We start from the raw sequence: 19,504 nt of genomic DNA on the forward strand, positions 1-19,504 counted from the left end.
TGCAGTGCCAAGCCTTATCCGAACACTGCGTAGAGCGTTCGTCCCTCGCTCTTCAGCCAGCTATCGGCCTTACCAATTTCGCCATCGAACAGAGTGCCGAGGAGGGTATAAAATGCGGGCGAATGGTCGAAATGGACAAGGTGCGCGACTTCATGCGCAACGACGCTGCGCCGCACGTGATCGGGTGCCATTACCAGTCGCCAGTTGATGCGGATGCAGCGATCCTTGGGCCCGTTGCCGGAACATGATCCCCAGCGCCGCTGCGCGCGTGATAGCCGCAAGTCGGGCACGTCCAGTCCTCCGCGCCCGCAGTAGAATGCAAGGTCGTCTCCGGCCAGACGCAGTGCTTCGGCTTCGAGCCAGCGCTGTACTCGCCCTTCGATACGGTCTTGCGGACCGCCGATGTGCAGCACATCGCCTTCGCGGCGGACTTTGCGCGGACCCTTGGCATCCCATGCGAGGGTGAGTTCACCGCCACGATAGGGGATCGCCGATTCCGGCGCGATCACCACCTTTTCGGGCACTTTGCCCAGTTGCCGCGCGATCCATTCCTTGCGTGCATTGGCGAAGGTGATGGCATCGAGGGTGCGCCCCCAGCGCGGCATGGTGATCCGCACTTCGCTACCGTCAGGGGCAAGCCGCATGGTCAGGCGTTGCGCGCGAGCATGGCGGCGGATGGCGATGGGAACTTCTTCGCCGTCCACCTCCACACTGGGATTCTGCATATCCTTGCGCAGCCAGTCGATCACGGCGTTTCGTCCCAGTCCATCAAGTGGTGTTCCAGATCCCCGGCTACGGTTTCGCTCACGCAGCGCCCCGCTACGCAGGCCCCTGCTTCCAGCATGGCATCGCGGCTGCCGGTCAGCAGGTAGTGCCAGTCCGGCAGCGGATCACCATCGGCGCGGCGGCGATAGGCGCAGGTGGAGGGGAGCCATGGCACCTGATCGACCAGCTTGGGCGTAAGGCGCAGGCAATCGGGAACATAGGCCTTGCGGTGACGATAATCCTTGCACCGTGCCGTGCCCGTATCGAGAAGCTTGCAGGCGACATTGGTTTCGGCAATTTCGCCGGTATCGGCATCTTCCAGCTTGTGCAGGCAGCAACGCCCGCAACCATCGCACAGCGCTTCCCATTCTTCGCGGGTCAAGGCTTCCAGCGGAAGCTCCCAGAACCTGTCCCTTAGCGCACCCATTTTTCCAGTTCCGCTGCAACCGCCTCACCCGAAGACTCGACGGGGAGGAGCGCCATGGGCTGACCCTCACGGTCAACCAAATAGCCTGATCGCGAATGGTCCATCAGATATCCGCCCTCTTCGTTAGGCTCCATCTTGGTGTAGGAGGCAAAATAGTTCGCGGCAGCGGCTTCGATCGCTTCAGGAGAGCCGGTGAGGCCGATCAGATCATCTGAGAAACTAGCGGTAAATTCACCCACAACTTCGGGTGTATCACGCTCCGGATCGACGGTGATAAAGATCGGCTGGATCTCCCCCGCCATGTCCGGATTGTCTGCGACAAAGCGGTTGTAGCCCTGCACCATGCGCTGGACGTCAAACGGACAGACATCGGGGCAATAGGCATAGCCGAAATAGACCATCTGATACTTGCCGATGAAATCCCCGTCTGTAACCGTCTGGCCTTGCGCGTTGACCAGCTCGAACCCGCCAACAACGGCGGAATCGTAAAGCGGTGGTGGGGCATCGGGGGCGGCTGCGCCACAACCGGCCAAGGTCAGGGTGGCGGCGAGGCTTGCAATAAGCTTTGTTCGTACAGACATGACGGATGGTTCATGCTCTGCTAACGCGCAGCAAGCAAGATGCACAAAGGTCCTGACAGGGGCTTTTGCGCACATATCAAACAGGAGGACGGGGTGGCCAGGGTCGCTCTTCGCAGCATTATCTCTCTCGCAGCATTCGGCAGCGCCTTTGCATTGGCGGTTCCGGCACAGGCGCAATTCTATTCTGAAGGGTACGAATTCCTCGAAGCCGTGCGTGATCGCAACGGGACAGAGGCGACCGAGATGCTCAATCAGCCGGGCACGACAGTCATCAACACGCGCGACATCACCAGTGGTGAGACCGCGCTTCATGTTGTTGTGAGCCGCCGCGATCTGACGTGGACACGCTGGCTGCTGCAGGAAGGTGCCAATCCCAATCTCGCGGATTCGCGTGGCCGTACGCCGCTGAATGCCGCAGTCGAAAACGGTTTCCTTGAAGGTGTGGAAGTTCTCGTGGCGCGCGGTGCACGTGTTGATGTGGCCAGCGAAACCGGTGAAACGCCGCTGATGACAGCGGTCCATTCGCGCAACATAGAACTGATGGAAATCCTGCTGGAAGCAGGCGCCAATCCCGATCTCAATGACAATGCCGGTCGCAGCGCGCGCGACTATGCGATGCTGCCGGGCACTCCGCCGCGTGTGCTCATGGTGATCGAAGCAAATGAACAGGACGCGGAAACCCGCGAGAGCGAGCAGGTCTACGGCCCCGCCTTCTGACAACCGGATTTTTTGATGACCGAAGCTGACGATCTTACTCTGGACGAACTGCGCATCAGGCTCGCGCCGCAAATAGCCCTGTCCGCTATGTTCGATGGCTGGAGCGATGCTGCTCTGGTCTCTGCCGCAGAGGCGGAAGGCGTAGACGTCGCTGTTGCGCGGCTCGCCTTTCCGGGCGGTGCGATGGACATGATCGATGCCTGGGTGGCCTCTATCGATGAGCGCATGGAAGCCAACTTTGCTGACGGGCGGCTCGATAACATGCCAATCCGCGAGCGCATCCGTTCGCTGGTCTGGTTCCGGCTGGAAGCAATCGAAGGACTGGAGGAATCGCTTGCCCGGGCGATGAGCATTCAGGCCATGCCGAAGAACGCACCCGCCGCGCTGAAGCAGGGTTGGTCGAGCGCGGACAAGATGTGGCGTCTCGCGGGAGACACCGCGACTGATTACAACCATTACACCAAGCGCGCGATCCTCGGCTCGATCTATGGCGCGACACTTGCGGTATGGAAGAGTGACGAGAGCGAGGACAAGGCAAACACCGCTGCCTTCCTCGATCGCCGGATCGAAGGTGTCATGAAGTTCGAAAAGGCCAAGGCCAAATGGCTCGGCAAAGACCGCGAGCATTTCGATATGGCCCGCTTCCTCGGACGGCTGCGTTACCCGCAGAAGTAGCATCGGCCTGCTCTACACGATTTTCCTATTGAGAATGAGTTGCAATTAGCGGATCGCTCTGGCACGGGCGTTGCCGTGACCGACACTGCATCCCCTCATACCGCCACGCTCGATAGCCTCGCACCACTGGATCGGGCCGAAATTGTCTCTGTCGACTGGAGCGCGCTCGCGCCCGATGAAAGCAAGCGTCTACGCGCATTGGGTCTGGACGAGGGGGCGCGGATTGCTGTGGCGCATCGCGGGGTTTTCTTCGGTAAGGATCCCATCGCCTTGCTGGTAGGCCGTGCCACGATTGCCGTGCGCCGCGCCCATGCCAAGGCCATGCTGGTGAAGCCGCTATGAGCGCGCTCAAGACAGTCGCGCTCGTCGGCAACCCCAATGCGGGCAAGACCGCACTGTTCAACGCGCTCACCGGCGCCCGGCAGAAGATTGCCAACTATCCCGGCGTCACGGTCGAACGCAAAGCGGGTCGCATGGAGCTGCCCGGCGGCGGAGAGATCGAGCTGATCGACCTGCCCGGTTCTTACGCGCTTGACGCGGCCAGCCCCGACGAGGAGGTGACACGTCAGGTCGTTCTGGGCGAGTTCCCGGGCGAAGCCCAGCCGGACACACTGGTGCTGGTGATCGACGCGGCTAACCTCGAACAGCACCTTGTGTTTGCGCAGGAAGTGATCGCGCTTGGCCGCCCGACCGTGGTCGCGCTCAACATGGTCGATCTTGCCGAGCGGGACGGGCTTGCGCTTGATCCGGCCGCGCTGTCCGATGCGCTGGGTGTCCCTGTCGTTCCGACCGTGGCCGTGCGCCGCAAGGGCCTGGGTGAACTAGCCGAAGCGATAGTCGCCGCTGAGGGACAGGACATGTCGGCCCGCCACGAGGTTGCCTCGCTCAGTTTGCCCGAACGCCGGCTCGCCGCGCGCAATGTGGCCAAGGCCGCGATCCTTTCCGAGAGCACCGAACGCAAGCTTCACGCGCACCTCGACAAGGTGCTGCTGCACCCGTGGCTCGGCCCGCCGATCCTGTTTGCGCTGCTGTTTGTGGTGTTCCAGGCGGTGTTTGCCTGGGCCGATCCGCTGATCGGTGCCATCGAGGGGCTGGGTGAAAGCGCCAGCGCAGCCGTAGTTGCCGCCATGCCCGAGAGCTTCCTGCGTGACCTGATCACTGAAGGCGTGCTTGCGGGCGTCGGCTCGGTCATCGTCTTCCTGCCGCAGATCATCATCCTCTTCGTGTTCATCCTGGTGATGGAGCAAACCGGATACATGGCCCGCGCGGCCTTCATCATGGACCGCATGATGGCGGGCGTAGGCCTTTCGGGGCGCAGCTTCATTCCGCTGCTTTCCAGCTTCGCCTGCGCCATTCCCGGCATCATGGCGACGCGTTCGATTGCCGATCCCAAGGATCGCCTCACCACGATCCTGATCGCCCCGCTGATGACCTGTTCGGCCCGGCTCCCGGTCTACACGGTGATCATCGCAGCGGTTATTCCGGCGAGCACTGTCGGCCCGGGCATCGGCCTGCAGGGTCTGGTCCTGTTCGGCCTCTACATCGCCGGTATCCTTGGCGCGATGCTGGTCGCTCTGGTGCTGCGCAAGACGGCGACCAAGGGCGCAGCAACGGGCTTCATCATGGAGCTGCCGCGTTACCAATTGCCGCCGATCCGGGACTTGCTGATCGGCCTGTGGCAGCGCGCATGGGTGTTCCTGCGCCGTGCGGGTACCATCATCTTTGCCGCCACGGTGATCCTGTGGCTATTGCTCACCTTCCCGAAGGCCGAGCCGGGCGAGAGTCAGCTGGATGCCTCCGCCGCCGGACACATCGCCAGCGCCATGCAGCCCGCGTTCGAGCCTATCGGTTTCCAGCGCGAGATGACACTGGCGCTGGTACCGGCAATGGCAGCACGCGAAGTGGCGGTGGCATCGCTTGCCACCACCTATGCCGTGGATAGTGATGACGAGGCGGAGACCGAGAACGCCCTACGTGGTCAGATCGCTGCGCGCTGGAGCTTGCCCACCGCACTCGCTTTTCTCGCATGGTTCGTTTTCGCGCCGCAGTGCCTCTCGACGATTGCTGTCGCGCGGCGAGAGACCAACGGGTGGAAGTGGCCGATTGTGATGCTCATTTACCTGTTCGCCCTTGCCTACGTGTTTGCAGGCCTGACCTTCTGGATAGCGACCGGGCTGGGTTTGTAGCGGACAACCTGCTCCGCTGTGGACATAACGGTCTTGCAGGGGTGGCGACTCACCTAGCGCTTCGATAAGCCTGTCTCCCGAACAGACAAGGAATCGACGATCATGGCGGGCAGCCTCAACAAAGTGATGCTTATCGGCAATCTGGGCGCGGACCCGGAAGTGCGCAGTTTCCAGAACGGCGGCAAGGTGTGCAACCTGCGCTTGGCGACGACGGAGACGTGGAAAGACCGGGAAGGCCAGCGTCAGGAACGCACAGAGTGGCACACCGTGGCGATCTTCTCCGAAGGCCTCGTCAACGTGGCCGAGCGGTACCTGAAGAAGGGCAGCAAGGTCTTCGTCGAAGGCCAGCTGCAGACCCGCAAGTGGCAGGACCAGTCAGGCAATGACCGCTACTCGACCGAAGTCGTGCTGCGCGGCTTCAACGGCACCCTGACCATGCTTGATGGAGCAGGCGGCGGCGGTGGCGGAGGCCAGCGCGGCGGCTACGGCGGTGGAGGTGGCGGTGGCCAGTCCTCCGGCGGCTGGGATCAGGGCGGTGGAGGCTCTGGCGGCGGCAATGGAGGGAGCGGAAGCTCCTCCGGCGGCGGCTCCAACTACGACGATCTGGATGACGACATCCCGTTCTGATCTGGCCGTTCTGATCGGGGCCAAACCCAACCAACCTGTTACACCTGTTACACAGTCCTGAGGCTAAAACCTCCGGGCTGTGTTTTGCTTTTTGGTCAGTGACTTACGGACGATGTGAAAGAGCCGCGAGCGGCGTTGCAGGGTGCGGCGCTGTAGGAAAGTGAAATCGACATGTAGAGCTAGTCGAGGCGCATTCTCCGATCACTCTGCCTCGTCATGCAGGTGCGTCGGAATCGGCAACGGCTCGGCGCGCTTGCCGCGTTTGCGGGCATGACGATATTCGCTCTGGTACTGGCGCCGTTGCTTGGTCACTTCGTAGAGGACAATGCCCGAGCTGGTGCCGAGGTTCAGGCTTTCGATCATGCCGAACATCGGGATGCCGACGCAGTGCGCACTACGCTCGACCGCCTCTTCGCTGATTCCGCGCGACTCGCTGCCGAACCAGACCGCAAGCTTGGTGTACTGCGTGTAGTCGCCTTCATGCAGCACGATGTTGTCCTGCCCCTTGATGTGCGGGGAAGTGACGATGGAGATGAAGCCCTGTTTCTCAAGATGGTCAAAGCACTCCGCCGTGCTGTCAAACCGCTTCACGAAGCTCCATTTCACAGCTGACACCGAGACTTTGGACAGCGATTTGCGCTCGCGCATGTCTTGCCAGTCATCGGGCAGGGCATGTGTGGGATCGACGACGTAGACCTTCTCAACACCCAGTGCGTTCACATTGCGGATGACCGTGCCGATGTTCACGAAATCCTTCGGATCCTCGAGTACGGCGATCAGGTTTTTGCAGACGTAGGGTTTGATCAGATCAGCACGCTTGCGTGCCGAGCTCTTGCCGTTCTTTTCGGGCTGCACGTCATTTGTCTCTTCGGTCATAGACGCGTGATAACGAGCGCAGTTACGAAAGCATAGCTCCAATACCTGCCGGTGCCGATAGTCGGCTAATCCCCCTTCAACCCCCGCAAGGCATCCGCCAGCGGGCCACTCGCTTCCTCTTCGATCAAGCCGTGATCACGGCGCGCGCTGTCGGCATTCGGGCCGGTGGCGAAAGGATCGATGGCGAGCGCGAGGCTCTGGGCGACGGCTTCGCCTAGGTCAAAGCTGGTGCCTTCGTATCCAATCGTATCGAGCTCGTCCTCGGCGAGTTCGATTTCCTCGTCTTCCTCGCTCGCCTCCAGCGTGGCGGCAGGGACGAAGCGCAGGGTAATGTCTTCGGCAATCGTCACCGGCAGATCGTCACCCGAGATAGCGCAGCTTTGCACCACATCGGCGTCCATGGTGCCCTTGGCGGAAATGTCTTCGCCATCGACTGCTACATCGAGCGTCGCGGAAAGCGCGTTTACGGCGACGAGACCAAAGCGCTTCGCGAGAGCAGCGCATTCCTCGGCATTCGCTTCCAGAAAAACCGGCTCTGCGGTGATGCCGCGGATATCGAAGGGGCGGGAGAATTCAGGCGTGTCGCTCATGGCCGCAACATCCCTGTCAGCAGCGCGGCATCGCTCACCGCTTTCAGGTCATTCATGAGAGCACGCGTGCGCACGGCCAAAGCAAATGGTTTTGCTTCCTCGTCCGCCAGCGTCATGTTGCGCGCCAGAACCTCGGCCAACTTGGCGTCGCTTTCGGTCATATTTTCGCGCAGCGCGCCCATGCGGCCACCCAGCGCGCTCATCAGTTTGCCCATATTCTTGCCGACCATCAGATCGCCAACCCCGGTATCGCGCAATTGGCGGTCCATGTCTGCCACGAACAATTCGGTCAGCAGAGCGGTTTTGGGCGCAAGGTCCTCGCTCTGCTCCATGCGCAGCATGACAAGGCCCAGGACGAGCGAGATCATATCGAAACGGCCTTCCACTGTATCGGCTACGCCGCAGTCTGCGTACCACTCAGGCTCCCGACTGGTGCCGACTGAGGCATTCCACAGCTGGCGCAGGCCATCGCGGCCTTCCTTGCCCATCAGGCGTTTCCAGAATGACATCTTTTGCTCTCGTTTCGTTCGTTAAGCGCAAGTTCAATGGATGAAGCACTATGACGCGTTGCACAGGCGCGCATGCTTCCCTAAGGCTGGCGGCTGATATAGGACGGATCCCGATAGAGCAATTGCCCGTCGGTCTGTACCGGACAAGAGTTGAAGGATTTTGATTATGGGTTCGATCGTGCGGATGGCAGCTTTGGCAAGCTTGAGCCTTGTCGTGGCAGGATGCTCCTCGATCACCACCCACCGTGGCTATATCGTGGATGAAACGCTGATTTCAGCGATCCAGCCCGGTCTTGATAATCAGGCATCGGTACGTGGCACGCTTGGCCAGCCAACGATGACCAGCCAGTTCGGCGATCCGGTGTGGTACTATGTTTCCAGCCGTACCGAACAGGCACCATTCCGCCAGCCGCGGATTAACGAGCATACCGTTCTGGCAGTCTACTTCGATGCAGCGGGCAATGTCGTCACAACCGAGCGCACTGGTATGGAGCAGGTCGCGCGGATCAGCCCCGAAAGCGATACGACGCCGACTCTGGGCCGTGAACGTGGCTTCCTGGAAGACCTGTTCGGCAATATCGGTTCTGTTGGCGCTCCGGGCGCTGCCGGCGGTGGTGGCGGCCAAGGTCGTTAATCGGGGTCACGAACTTCTCCAGGATCGCGATTGCTTGAACGCGGGCGGCCTCACGCCCATATGCCTGCCATGAGCGATGATAAGGCAAGCCACGGCCTCACCCAGTGGCACGGCACCACCATTGTGGGCGTAAAGCGCGACAGCGGCATTGTGATCGCTGGCGATGGCCAGGTTTCGATGGGCAACACCGTGATGAAGCCCAATGCGCGCAAGGTTCGCCGCATCGGTGAAGAGGGCAAGGTTGTGGCCGGATTTGCCGGCGCCACCGCTGATGCCTTCACCTTGTTCGAGCGGCTCGAACGCAAGCTTGAACAATACAGCGGCCAGTTGCTGCGCGCTGCGGTTGAGCTCGCCAAGGACTGGCGCACCGACAAGTACCTGCGCAACCTGGAAGCGCTGATGATCGTCGCGGACAAGGACACGCTGCTTGTGCTTACCGGCAATGGTGATGTGCTGGAGCCGGAAGGCGGGATCGCCGCGATCGGCTCGGGCGGGAACTATGCGCTTGCTGCCGCGAAGGCACTCTCCGAGTACGAAGACGATCCCGAAACGATTGCGCGCAAGGCGATGCAGGTCGCGGCGGATATCTGCGTCTTCACCAATGGCAATGTGACCGTCGAAACGGTCTGAGGATTACATGGACAACCTGACCCCCAAAGCCATCGTTGCGGCGCTCGACGAGCACATTATCGGCCAGAAAGATGCCAAGCGCGCGGTTGCCGTGGCGCTGCGTAATCGCTGGCGTCGGCAACGCCTTTCGCACGATCTCCGCGAAGAGGTAACGCCCAAGAATATCCTTATGATCGGCCCGACCGGTTGCGGCAAGACCGAGATCTCGCGCCGCCTGGCGAAGCTCGCCGAAGCGCCGTTCGTGAAGGTCGAAGCAACCAAATTCACCGAAGTTGGCTATGTCGGACGGGATGTTGAGCAGATCGCGCGCGACCTTGTCGAAGAGGCGATCCGGCTGGAGAAAGACCGCCGCCGCGAAGCCGTGCGAGAAGCTGCGAGCGAGGCTGCGATGGGCCGTCTGCTCGATGCGCTTGTCGGCCAGAACGCCAGCGAGGCAACGCGCGAAAGCTTCCGCCAACGCATCGTCGACAATTCGATGAACGATACCGAGGTCGAAGTCGAAGTGACCGACCAGCCCAACATGCAGATGGACATTCCCGGCATGGGCAACGGTGCGACGATGATCAATCTGTCAGAAATGATGGGCAAGGCTTTCGGCGGCCCGCCCAAGAAGAAGCAGAAGCTGAAAGTGCCCGATGCGTGGGACAAGCTGGTCGATGAAGAAGCTGAAAAGCGCATGGATCAGGATGATGTCGCCCGCGTGGCGCTCGCCAATGCGGAAACGAACGGCATCGTCTTCCTCGACGAGGTGGACAAGATCGCCGTGTCCGATGTGCGCGGTGGCTCTGTCAGCCGCGAAGGCGTGCAGCGCGACCTGCTGCCGCTGATCGAAGGCACGACCGTAGCGACCAAATACGGACCGATGAAGACCGACCACGTGCTCTTCATCGCGAGCGGCGCCTTCCACGTCGCCAAGCCGAGTGACATGCTGCCCGAATTGCAGGGCCGACTGCCCATCCGCGTGGAACTGCGCTCGCTGACCGAAGAGGACTTCGTCCGCATCCTCAGCGAGACCAAGGCCAACCTTGTCAGCCAGTACAAAGCGCTTCTCGGCACCGAAAAGCTGACCGTCGACATGACCGAAGATGCGGTGAGCGAAGTCGCCCGCATTGCAGCGCAGGTGAACGAGAGCGTCGAAAACATCGGCGCACGCCGCCTGCAGACGGTGATGGAAAAGCTGTTCGAGGAACTGAGCTTCGAAGCCGAGGAAATGGCCGACCAGAGCGTGACGGTGGACGCGAACTACGTGCGCGAGAAGCTTGGAGAGCTCGCGGGTGATGCGGATCTCAGCAAATACGTGCTGTAGCCAAAGTTCACCGATGTAAGAGCTGCCCTTCCTCTGGTACGTTGAGCAATCAAGCAAACGGTCCGTCTGCCACATGTGTCCGCATAATATCGGGCCCTAATTTTCAGGAATCTTGCCTGTAGCGCTGCGACCGCGTTTGCCGATGAAGCGGCCTATCACATTGTAAAATTGTTAGACATTCTGCATCCAGGCGGAACAGATTCTGGCTCGGGCCGTTCACATCACCACTGAAGGCGCAGTGCTTTCGGCATATTCGGAGGGAATCAGCATATGCGTGGTATTATCGGAACCGTAATTACAGTCATCGTAATCGTTGTCGTTCTTCGCTTGCTCGGCGTCATCTAACCGATACCCTATTAAACGCACACATCGGTCGCGCCGTTTGCAGGCGGTGCATGCGACCTATTCTATGCGAGAAGTTTGGCGAACTGGCTGGTGATGCGGATCTGAGCAAGTAGACTCTATGATCGGAAGTGCTCGGCCTTAGCCACCCCAAAGCGGGCCAAGAGCGCTTCCGAAAACAAACGGCAACAAGATCGCAAAAGCTATCAGCAGCAGCAGAATGAGGATGATCAGAATTCCGCGTTGCAGGATTTCCTGCCACATGCTGATGGTTATATGCCGCTGAACGGCGTCCAAGAGATCTTGTGTGGCTTGATCCATTTCATAGGGGCTGCCCCCTATGATCTTGTCATCCTTGTCGACCCAACCCCTTGTTATTATGAATCTTCCCTTCTCGTTCAACGAGCAGTCGCCAATCTCGATTTGATGGAATGGCTCTGACCGGAAAAAGAACTTGCGCGTTCTCGGCACTGTGAGCGTCAAGCCCGGAATACAGTCCCGGTGTCTTTCGCGATGCCGGTGAAGGCGTGGCCAAGTTCCGTAGACGACATCGATATGGGAAATGCCTTCGCTATCCCAGATTTCGATTGTCCAAGAGTTTGCATCCGATTTGATGGTCTTGACGTCAGTCATGTCAGCCTTCCTCCCCCCTAGGTGCCATTCCATGGGGATATCAGAGGGAGGGTAGCGCGTCTAACGGGTCGCCCTAAGGATGCGGTGCGAGCCCCATCTCAACGCCGGTCAAATCGGTCACCGCGTGTTTGTCGATCATGTCGGCGCTGGCCTTGTTCAGGCCGATAACCTGCACGCTGCGGCCGTTGCGGCGCATGCGTTCGACAACGGCGTCGAGTGCTCCGGCGCTGGAAATGTCCCAGAAGTGCGCGTTGGATACGTCGATCACCACGTGATCTGCCGGATCAGGATGCTGGCTTTCAGGCTTCATCGCATCGTTGAAACGCTCAACACTGGCGAAGAAGAGCTGGCCGCTGATTGTGTAGTACGCGGTCTCTCCGTCGCTCGTGCGCTCTACGTTGAACAGGTTCAGCACCAGCGCAGCAAAGAAGATGCCCGAGAGGAGCACGCCGACGAGCACGCCCAGCGCGAGGTTGTGTGTTGTCACCACCACGATCACCGTCGCGAGCATCACAACGCTCGCCTGCCACGGGTGGTGCTTGAGGTTCGGAATGCTTGTCCAGCTGAACGTACCGATGCTCACCATGATCATTACCGCGACGAGCGCTGGCATGGGGATCTGGCCGACGATAGGCCCGAGCAACCAAAGCAGGATGAGCAGGGTCAGGCCGGCGACGAAAGTTGAAAGCCGCCCACGACCACCCGAGGTGACATTGATCACCGACTGGCCGATCATCGCACATCCACCCATGCCGCCGAACAGCGCAGCGCCAATGTTGGCAGCGCCCTGGCCCCAGGTCTCGCGGCGCTTGTTGCTGCCGGTGTGCGTCATGTCGTCGACGATTTTGGCGGTCAGCAGACTCTCGATCAGGCCGACCGCTGCCATTGTTGCCGAGTAGGGCGCGATGATGGTGAAGGTCTCCCAGGTCAGCGGCACATCGGGGAACACGAAATAGGGCAGGCCTTCGGGGATATTGCCCATGTCGCCCACGGTGTTCACCGGCAGGTCCATGCCGATGGAGAGCGCGCCGAGCACGATGATCGCGACGAGCGGGCTGGGGACAGCCGTCGTTAGTTTGGGCAGCAAGTAGATTATGGCTAGCGCGCCCGCGACCATCGCATAGGTGATCCAGCTCACGCCGTCGGCACTGGGATCAAGCTGGGGTAGCTGTGCCATGAAAATCAGGATTGCGAGCGCATTCACAAAACCCGTGATGACCGCGCGGCCCACGAACTGCATCAGCAGGTCGAGCCGGAGCACGGCGGCAATCGCCTGGAAGATTCCCATCAGGATTGTCGCGGCGAACAGGTATTCAACCCCGTGATCGCGCACCAACGGGACGACAACTACGGCTACTGCGGCGGTTGCGGCAGAGATCATCCCCGGTCGACCGCCGGTGAAGGCGATGATCATGGCAATGGCGATGCTCGCATAGAGACCAACGCGCGGATCGACGCCCGCGATAATCGAGAAGCCGATGGCTTCGGGGATCAACGCGAGGGCAACGACGATGCCAGCAAGGATGTCGGCGCGCGGCTGGGCGAGCCAGTCGCGCTTGAGCGCGGCGGTGTCGAACATGGTCAGGTCCAATTGGGCTGGGCGCTTGAAAACAAGTCTCGGCGCGCCGATGAATTTCGTGCGCGCTCCATACATGCTGCACTGCACAATGCAAGGTCTGCGGTAAGTAACAAGTCGTTGGCAGAGCGCGCCATGTCGCTGGTCGAGGCAAGCGCTGGGCGTTCTTGATCATTGCCGTGCGCTCGGCTCTATTCCAGCTTCGAATTTTTGGGACCAATAGGGGACATCACCGTGACATTCCGTTTTCTCAGCTCCGCTGCGACTGCACTCGCACTCGCTACCACTGCTGCTCCTGCACTTGCGCAGGATGCCGACGAAGCACCCGTGCTGACCGCTCCCGAAATCGAGTTCACCGAGTGGACGCTGGATAACGGCCTGCGTGTGATCGCGATCCAGGACGACAGCACAGCCACGGTCACGACTTCGCTGTGGTATGAAATCGGCAGCAAGCTGGACCCCGAAGGCCGCAGTGGCTTTGCCCACCTGTTCGAGCATATCCTCAGCCGCAAGACGCTGAACATGCCGTACAACATGATCTACGATCTGACGGCGGACGTTGGCGGTACGCGCAATGCCTCGAACGGAACCGACCGCACCAATTACTTCGAAACGGTCCCGGCCCAGTATCTTGAAACGATGCTGTGGACCCACCGCGAGCGGATGTATTTCCCCGTGGTCGATGACGAGGTGTTCGAAACCGAGCGCAACGTGGTGAAAGAAGAATACCGCACCCGCGTGCTCGCGCCGCCTTACGGCATTTTGCAGCGGCTGGTGCTTGCCGAAAACGCCTATGACGATCTTCCCCATCGCCGCCCCGGCATTGGCAGCATGGAAGATCTGGATGCAGCGACGCTCGAAGATGCACGCTCCTTCCATCAGGCCTATTATGGCCCCGATACCGCCACGCTGATCGTCGCGGGCAACTTCGACATGGATAACCTGCGCGGACTGGTCGATGATTATTTCGGCGATATCCCTGCGCGCCAGAACCCGGTCGATGTCACCATTACCGAACGCGAAGACCGCCGCACCGAGCCGCGCTTTGTCGAGGCATTCTCTCCCAACGTGCCGCTTCCTGCGGTCGGCCACATCTGGCAGCTCCCCGAAGCAACGCACCCCGATCGCCCGGCGCTCGAGCTTCTCGATATGATCATGAGCGGTGGCCAGAACAGCCGCCTCTATTCCGCGCTGATCGAGCCGGGTCTGGCGGTTCAGGTGCCGCAATTCGCGTTCTTCCAGGAAGAAGCGGGCATTTTCGCGCACTATGCGCTCGTCAACCCCGATGCGGATCGCGATGCCATTGCAGCTGTGCTGATGGCCGAAGTTGCGCGTATGCGCGATGAACCTGTGACAGCTGAAGAACTGAGCGAGGCGCAGAACGAGCTGATCGCCAATGCGCTGTTCGGTCGCGAGACAGCACGCGGTCGTGCTTTCGAGCTGGGCGAGGCGCTGGTTTCTACCGGTGATCCGCGTGCAGCCGACCGTCGCCTGGCCGCACTCGCAGAGGTGACGGTGGAAGACATCCAGCGCGTCGCCAACGAATGGCTCCAGCCCGATGCGCGTGTGGAAATCCGCTATTCGCGTGGTGAGCATAATCCGGCGGACTATGCCAACCCGGCACCGATGCCGAGCTTCCGCACGCTTCCCGCTGCGGTGGGCGAGCCGCTGGCAGTCAACCCGCCAGAGACACGCGAAGCGCCTCCGGGGCCGGGCGAAGTTCCAACGGTTGCTGTGCCCGAAATGGTCAGCCACACGCTGTCCAACGGTATCGAGGTGATCGCCATCCAAACCAGCGATGTGCCGATCGCGGCGATGACGATCCTGTTCCCGGGCGGCACTGCTGCCGACGGGTTTGAAGGCGCAGGCACCGCAAGCTTCGCCGCCAGCCTGGCCGATCAGGGCACGCCGACCCGTTCGGCCAACGACATTGCCGCGACGATGGAGCGGCTGGGTGCCGGCATCAACGGAGGCACGCGCTCGGATGGTTCTTCGCTCACGCTTTTTGCACCGGTGGGCAACATGGAAGCAGCAGGCGAGGTCTTTGCCGACGTCGTTCGCAACGCCAGCTATCCGCAGGATGTGTTCGAACGTGAACGTGCGCGGGCTATCGAAGGATTGCGCGTGGGCATGAGCCAGCCGGCCTCACTTGCCGGAATGGTCGCAAGGCCGGTGATCTATGGCGATGCGCCCTACGCCACTTCGGCAGGCGGAACGCCGGACTCGCTGGCTGCGCTGACGCGTGAAGACCTGGCGGAGCACCGCGCAACCTACTGGCACCCGGGCGCAGCGCGCATCGTCGTCAGCGGTGGCGTTAGCCCGGAAGAGGCGTTCGCTTTCGCTGAAAGCATGTTCGGTGACTGGAGCGTCGACGCCCCTGTCCCGGCTGACATCGACAATCCGGCGGGCGATCCGCAACCCGCACGCACGGTTGTGATCGACATGCCCGAAGCAGGTCAGGCGGCGGTCTATATGCTGGGCCGCGGTCCGGCGCGTGACGAGGCCACCTACTTCCCGCTGATCCTTGCCAACGCCGTGCTCGGCGGTGGTTCGAGCGGTCGCCTGTTCGAGGAAATCCGTACCAACCGTGCGCTGTCTTACGGCGCAGGTTCTGGACTGTCCTCGCGGCGTGAAGATCCTCTCCTGCAGGCGAGTTCACAGACCGCGAACGAGACGGTCGATGAAGTCGTAGCGGTAATGCTGGAGCAGTATGACCGTATCGGCAGCGAGCCGCTCTCTGACGAATTGCTCGATCGCCGCCGCCTGTACCTGACGGGCGGCAACTCACGCAGCCTCGAAAGCACGGTTGGCTACAACAACCAAGTCGCCAACCTGATTGCGCTCGGCATCGATCCGGCGGAAATCGGCAACTACGCGTCGAGCCTCAATGCGGTTACGGCAGAGCAGGCATCGGCTGCGGCGGACCGCTACTTCGATCCGGACAACACGACTATCGTGGTGGTCGGCAATGCTGCCGCCTTCATCGATGATCTGCGCATGCTGCGGGATAATGTGGAAGTGATTCCGGCAAGCTCGCTGGACCTCACCAACCCGCAGGTGCCGGCTGAATAAGGGATACGAGGCGGGGGTTGCCTATTCGGCGGCCTCCGCATCCTCCTCTTCGCCGGTTTCATCTTCGGTGAGCTGGCGGTTCCACATCTCGGCATAGAGCCCGTCGCGCTTGAGCAGCGCTGCATGGCTACCGCTTTCTACAATACGGCCCGCTTCCATCACGTTGATCACGTCGGCATCGGCGATCGTCGATAGCCGGTGTGCAATGGCGATGGTCGTGCGGTCGCAGCTGATATTGCCGAGCGTGGTGAGAATGTCCTGTTCGGTGCGGCTGTCGAGCGCGCTGGTGGCTTCGTCGAGCAGCAGGATCGGCGGGTCTTTCAGCAGCGTGCGCGCAATGGCGACGCGCTGCTTCTCGCCGCCTGACAGCTTCAGGCCGCGCTCGCCCACTTCGGTGTCAAAGCCCTGGGGCAGCGCCTCGATAAAGGGCAGGATGCTCGCATCTTCTGCCGCGTGGCGGAGCTGTTCGGGCGTTGGGTCGTCGCGCCCGTAGGCAATGTTGTATCCGATAGTGTCGTTGAACAGCACGCTGTCCTGCGGAACGATGCCGATGGCCTTGCGCAGGCTCGCTTGCGTGACCTGCGCAATGTCCTGCCCGTCGATGCAGATACGGCCCTCCCATGGATCGTAGAAGCGGAACAGCAGCCGCCCGATGGTGCTCTTGCCCGCACCTGACGGACCGACCAAGGCGACCGTCGCACCTGCCGGAGCTTCGAAACTCAGGCCGTGCAGGATGCGACGATCTTTTTCGTATCCGAAGCTCACATCCTCGAAAGTCACCGTGGGGCGGCGGACCACCAGTGCAGGCGCACCTGGCGTGTCTTCTACCTCTGCCGCTGTATCCATCAGGTTGAACATGTCGGCCATGTCGATCAGCCCCTGGCGGATCGTGCGGTAGACCCAGCCGAGCAGGTCGAGCGGGCGGAAAAGCTGCATCAGGTAAGTGTTCACCAGCACCAGATCGCCGGGCGTCAGCCGCCCTTGGGACCAGCCCCACACGGTCCACGCCATTGCCGCGCCCATCATCAGGTTGAGAATGCTCGCTTGCATGATGTTGAGCAGGCCCAGCGAATTCTCGGTCTTGATCGCGGCTTCTGCGTAAGCAGCGGCGGAGCTTGCATAGCGATTGCGCTCGCGGTCCTCCGCGCCGAAGTACTTTACCGTTTCATAGTTCAACAGGCTGTCGACCGCGCGGGCCATCGCCTGTCCGTCCAGATCGTTCATGTCCTTGCGCAGCTTCACCCGCCATTCGGTTATGCGCTGGGTGATCCAGATAAAGCTGACCACAGTGACGGCGGTTGCCGCGACCAGCTCCCAGCCGAACAGCGTCCAGAAGACGACCGAAACGACGATCAGCTCGATTGCGGTCGGGGCGATATTGAACAGCAGGAAATAGAGCATCGATCCGATGCTCTTGGTGCCACGCTCGATGACGCGGGTGATCTCGCCCGTGCGGCGCGAGAGGTGGAAGCGCAGCGACAGCCGGTGCAGCCGCGCGAATACATCCTCGGTCAGCTCGCGCACGGCATCCTGTCCCACGCGGTTGAACACGATATTGCGCAGCTGGTCGAACAGTACGTTGGCGAAGCGCCCGGCGGCATAAGCAATCACCAGAGCCATCGCGACCCACACGGCGGGATCAGCATCGGCAGACATGGTGTCTACCGCGCGGGCATAGGCAAACGGCAGAGTGAGGACGACAACCTTGGAAAGCAGCACCAGCAGTGCAGCCCCGATAATGCGACGTTTCAGATCAGGCCGTCCCGCCGGCCACAGGTATGGCAGGAAGCGACGCATGGTCGCCCAGTCAGCTTGTTCGCCCGCTTTTGTCTGTTCGCCGAAATCCCTCACAGTGGCCCACAAGTGGGGAAGCCGTGGCAATTACACAAGCATAGGCCTGCTTAATTGTCGCGGCGATTGAGGCGGGTGGCGCGCTGGTTGAATCGCCATTGCTGCTCGTATCCGCCTTCACCGGGAATATCGAACAGGATGCGGCTGGTGCGAAAATCAATGGCAACGCGGTCAAACAGGCGCAGCTCGCTCATGCCCAGGATGAGCGCGGGCCTGTCCGCCAGATCAAGCACGCGGAACGTAGGGGAATCGGCAAAGGAAATGGGGATGTTATTGAGCTCCACGCGGCCCAGATTCATGCGTCGCGCCACACGTGTTTCGCTGGAAACGCGCACGCCGTTCACATCGGTCATAACGGCATCTTCCAGAGCGTCGCGCGAACGCAGCCTTTGCTGTAAAGCGAGATTGCCTACCGATCCGGCAGCACCTGTATCGACGATTATGGCCGTGCGGACCCCGTCAATCTCGGCCCGGTGAATGATCAATTGCCCCAGCCGTTCGCGCGCACGAACGACGATGTCATAAGAGCTGGTGCCACCGGCTTCGCTGCTATCGGCGACAAGAAGCTCACCGTTTTCGAAGTCGAGAAGCACGCGCTGGCCCTGCAGGGCATCAAGGCCAAGAATTCCGTCAGCGGCACCGATATTCCTGCCTTCGATGATCGGGGCAGACCGTATGGTGAAGGTGCGCTGGCCTAGCGTGAAATCGGGTATCATGGTGGTTTCCACCGCACGGGTGCTGGCCATGCCGACCAGCGTTGCAGCCTCGCGGTCAAACAGTTGCAGTTCTTCGGCAAGCTCGGTTGACAGGACGGTGGCCTGTGATCCGGTGTCGACCATGAAATTGTATGGTCCCGTATCGCCAATGCGCACAGGCACCGTCAGGCGGCGATACCGCTCAATCTGCATGGCGATTGTGTCGACAAACAGCTCTTCGGGATCGCCCGTTACCGGATCAGTCGGGTTGTCTTGCGCCCCGGCCGTTGCGTCTTCGCCGGATTGACCTTGGGGATCCGTGCCATTTTGCTGATTTCCCATGGCAAGCGAACCGCCTGAAAGCGCCATCGCACCGATAAGGGCGAGCCAGTTCATAGGTGATCGTCTCCCGCTCGTTGACGCGTCCCGGTCTGCAACGAGCAAAAGCCAAGGTATCACCGATTGGCGGGAAGCCCAAACGGCGTTTAGTCAGTTAGCGCGGGGCGGGGATCCAATGTCGCCAGCCGAGACGGTCGAGTGCAGAAGAAGCATAGCCATGAATCTCGCCATAGGCAGGGTGGCGGATCTGGCGGAGGCCAATCAGCCAGAGCGAAATTCCAGCTCCCACTGCGACCAGCAGTTGCGCAAAGCCCGCTTCGCTGGAAGGGGCCCAGTACAGATAGGATAGCCACACGGGCAGGACGGCAAGGCCGGTGACCAGCAGCGATTGTGCCCAGATGCGCAGCATAGCGTTCCAGCCGAAGCCGACCGTGCGATGGAGGAAAGGCGCATGGATCGCCATCCACGCCACG

Annotated in this window: 20 protein-coding genes (1 of these 20 running past the window's edge); 9 read left to right on the top strand and 11 right to left on the bottom strand. The window is 61.0% G+C overall.

Annotated elements, in window-relative coordinates; genetic code table 11:
• Window positions 1–14: 14 nt before the first annotated feature.
• From OOZ52_RS07715 to OOZ52_RS07725, 3 genes are read right to left on the bottom strand one after another with little or no spacing between them, the layout of a single operon-like run.
• On the bottom strand, window positions 15–749 hold the full coding sequence (locus OOZ52_RS07715; RefSeq protein ID WP_274697934.1) for a M48 family metallopeptidase: 735 nt from the start codon (window positions 747–749) through the stop codon (window positions 15–17).
• Complete coding sequence (locus OOZ52_RS07720; RefSeq protein WP_274697935.1) at window positions 746–1,192, bottom strand: YcgN family cysteine cluster protein; 447 nt, start codon at window positions 1,190–1,192, stop codon at window positions 746–748. Before OOZ52_RS07720 ends, OOZ52_RS07715 begins: the two co-directional genes overlap by 4 nt.
• A complete protein-coding gene (locus tag OOZ52_RS07725) occupies window positions 1,180–1,773 on the bottom strand; it encodes an SCO family protein (protein WP_274697936.1) in 594 nt (197 codons plus the stop codon). The genes OOZ52_RS07720 and OOZ52_RS07725 overlap by 13 nt, the downstream gene beginning before the upstream one ends.
• Before the next feature lie 93 nt (window positions 1,774–1,866).
• On the opposite strand from OOZ52_RS07725, the gene OOZ52_RS07730 reads away from it, so the two are divergent.
• From OOZ52_RS07730 to ssb, 5 genes are all read left to right on the top strand, one after another.
• Window positions 1,867–2,490, top strand: coding sequence for an ankyrin repeat domain-containing protein (locus OOZ52_RS07730; protein WP_274697937.1), 624 nt, complete (start codon window positions 1,867–1,869; stop codon window positions 2,488–2,490).
• 15 nt (window positions 2,491–2,505) lie between these two features.
• On the top strand, window positions 2,506–3,165 hold the full coding sequence (locus OOZ52_RS07735) for a COQ9 family protein (protein WP_274697938.1): 660 nt from the start codon (window positions 2,506–2,508) through the stop codon (window positions 3,163–3,165).
• 75 nt (window positions 3,166–3,240) lie between these two features.
• Complete coding sequence (locus tag OOZ52_RS07740) at window positions 3,241–3,507, top strand: FeoA family protein (RefSeq protein ID WP_274697939.1); 267 nt, start codon at window positions 3,241–3,243, stop codon at window positions 3,505–3,507.
• Window positions 3,504–5,351 carry a ferrous iron transporter B gene (gene feoB, locus OOZ52_RS07745; RefSeq protein ID WP_274697940.1) on the top strand — a complete coding sequence of 616 codons (1,848 nt, stop codon included), beginning with the start codon at window positions 3,504–3,506 and terminating at the stop codon, window positions 5,349–5,351. The genes OOZ52_RS07740 and feoB overlap by 4 nt, the downstream gene beginning before the upstream one ends.
• A gap of 102 nt (window positions 5,352–5,453) precedes the next feature.
• Entirely contained in the window at window positions 5,454–5,978 is a 525-nt protein-coding gene (gene ssb, locus OOZ52_RS07750) for a single-stranded DNA-binding protein (protein WP_274697941.1), read from the top strand.
• A gap of 201 nt (window positions 5,979–6,179) precedes the next feature.
• On the opposite strand, the gene OOZ52_RS07755 is transcribed toward ssb, so the two are convergent.
• From OOZ52_RS07755 to OOZ52_RS07765, 3 genes are all read right to left on the bottom strand, one after another.
• Window positions 6,180–6,854 (bottom strand): TrmH family RNA methyltransferase, encoded by a 675-nt coding sequence (locus OOZ52_RS07755; RefSeq protein WP_274697942.1) that lies wholly within the window; start codon window positions 6,852–6,854, stop codon window positions 6,180–6,182.
• 65 nt (window positions 6,855–6,919) lie between these two features.
• Entirely contained in the window at window positions 6,920–7,444 is a 525-nt protein-coding gene (locus tag OOZ52_RS07760) for a YceD family protein (RefSeq protein ID WP_274697943.1), read from the bottom strand.
• A complete protein-coding gene (locus OOZ52_RS07765) occupies window positions 7,441–7,953 on the bottom strand; it encodes a ubiquinol-cytochrome C chaperone family protein (RefSeq protein ID WP_274697944.1) in 513 nt (170 codons plus the stop codon). Before OOZ52_RS07765 ends, OOZ52_RS07760 begins: the two co-directional genes overlap by 4 nt.
• Before the next feature lie 166 nt (window positions 7,954–8,119).
• Between OOZ52_RS07765 and OOZ52_RS07770 the strand changes: the two genes are divergently transcribed.
• The 3 genes from OOZ52_RS07770 to hslU all read left to right on the top strand — a co-directional run bounded on the left by OOZ52_RS07770 (window position 8,120) and on the right by hslU (window position 10,523).
• Window positions 8,120–8,587 carry an outer membrane protein assembly factor BamE gene (locus tag OOZ52_RS07770; protein ID WP_274697945.1) on the top strand — a complete coding sequence of 156 codons (468 nt, stop codon included), beginning with the start codon at window positions 8,120–8,122 and terminating at the stop codon, window positions 8,585–8,587.
• 69 nt (window positions 8,588–8,656) lie between these two features.
• Window positions 8,657–9,217, top strand: a complete 561-nt coding sequence (gene hslV / locus OOZ52_RS07775; protein WP_274697946.1) for an ATP-dependent protease subunit HslV — start codon at window positions 8,657–8,659, stop codon at window positions 9,215–9,217.
• A gap of 7 nt (window positions 9,218–9,224) precedes the next feature.
• On the top strand, window positions 9,225–10,523 hold the full coding sequence (gene hslU, locus OOZ52_RS07780) for an ATP-dependent protease ATPase subunit HslU (RefSeq protein ID WP_274697947.1): 1,299 nt from the start codon (window positions 9,225–9,227) through the stop codon (window positions 10,521–10,523).
• Window positions 10,524–11,006: 483 nt separating this feature from the next.
• Here hslU and OOZ52_RS07785 read toward each other — a convergent pair whose 3' ends face one another.
• Together OOZ52_RS07785 and OOZ52_RS07790 are read right to left on the bottom strand one after the other, a co-directional pair.
• On the bottom strand, window positions 11,007–11,498 hold the full coding sequence (locus OOZ52_RS07785; protein WP_274697948.1) for a hypothetical protein: 492 nt from the start codon (window positions 11,496–11,498) through the stop codon (window positions 11,007–11,009).
• A gap of 73 nt (window positions 11,499–11,571) precedes the next feature.
• A complete protein-coding gene (locus OOZ52_RS07790) occupies window positions 11,572–13,077 on the bottom strand; it encodes a SulP family inorganic anion transporter (protein ID WP_274697949.1) in 1,506 nt (501 codons plus the stop codon).
• A gap of 231 nt (window positions 13,078–13,308) precedes the next feature.
• Here OOZ52_RS07790 and OOZ52_RS07795 point away from each other — a divergent pair, with 231 nt between their 5' ends.
• A complete protein-coding gene (locus OOZ52_RS07795; RefSeq protein WP_274697950.1) occupies window positions 13,309–16,146 on the top strand; it encodes a M16 family metallopeptidase in 2,838 nt (945 codons plus the stop codon).
• Window positions 16,147–16,167: 21 nt separating this feature from the next.
• Here the strand turns inward: OOZ52_RS07795 and OOZ52_RS07800 are convergent, their stop codons facing one another.
• From OOZ52_RS07800 to OOZ52_RS07810, 3 genes are all read right to left on the bottom strand, one after another.
• Window positions 16,168–17,943: an ABCB family ABC transporter ATP-binding protein/permease gene (locus OOZ52_RS07800; protein WP_274698336.1), complete on the bottom strand. Its 1,776-nt coding sequence runs from the start codon at window positions 17,941–17,943 to the stop codon at window positions 16,168–16,170.
• Between the two features lie 104 nt (window positions 17,944–18,047).
• On the bottom strand, window positions 18,048–19,088 hold the full coding sequence (locus tag OOZ52_RS07805; protein WP_274697951.1) for a retroviral-like aspartic protease family protein: 1,041 nt from the start codon (window positions 19,086–19,088) through the stop codon (window positions 18,048–18,050).
• Window positions 19,089–19,185: 97 nt separating this feature from the next.
• On the bottom strand, window positions 19,186–19,504 hold the 3' end of the coding sequence (locus OOZ52_RS07810; protein ID WP_274697952.1) for an oligosaccharide flippase family protein. The gene runs 1,226 nt beyond the window's last position; only the last 319 of its 1,545 coding nucleotides appear in the window; its start codon lies off the right edge, out of view; it ends in the stop codon at window positions 19,186–19,188.

The organism is Aurantiacibacter sp. D1-12, assembly GCF_028858515.1.
Taxonomy (GTDB): domain Bacteria; phylum Pseudomonadota; class Alphaproteobacteria; order Sphingomonadales; family Sphingomonadaceae; genus Alteraurantiacibacter.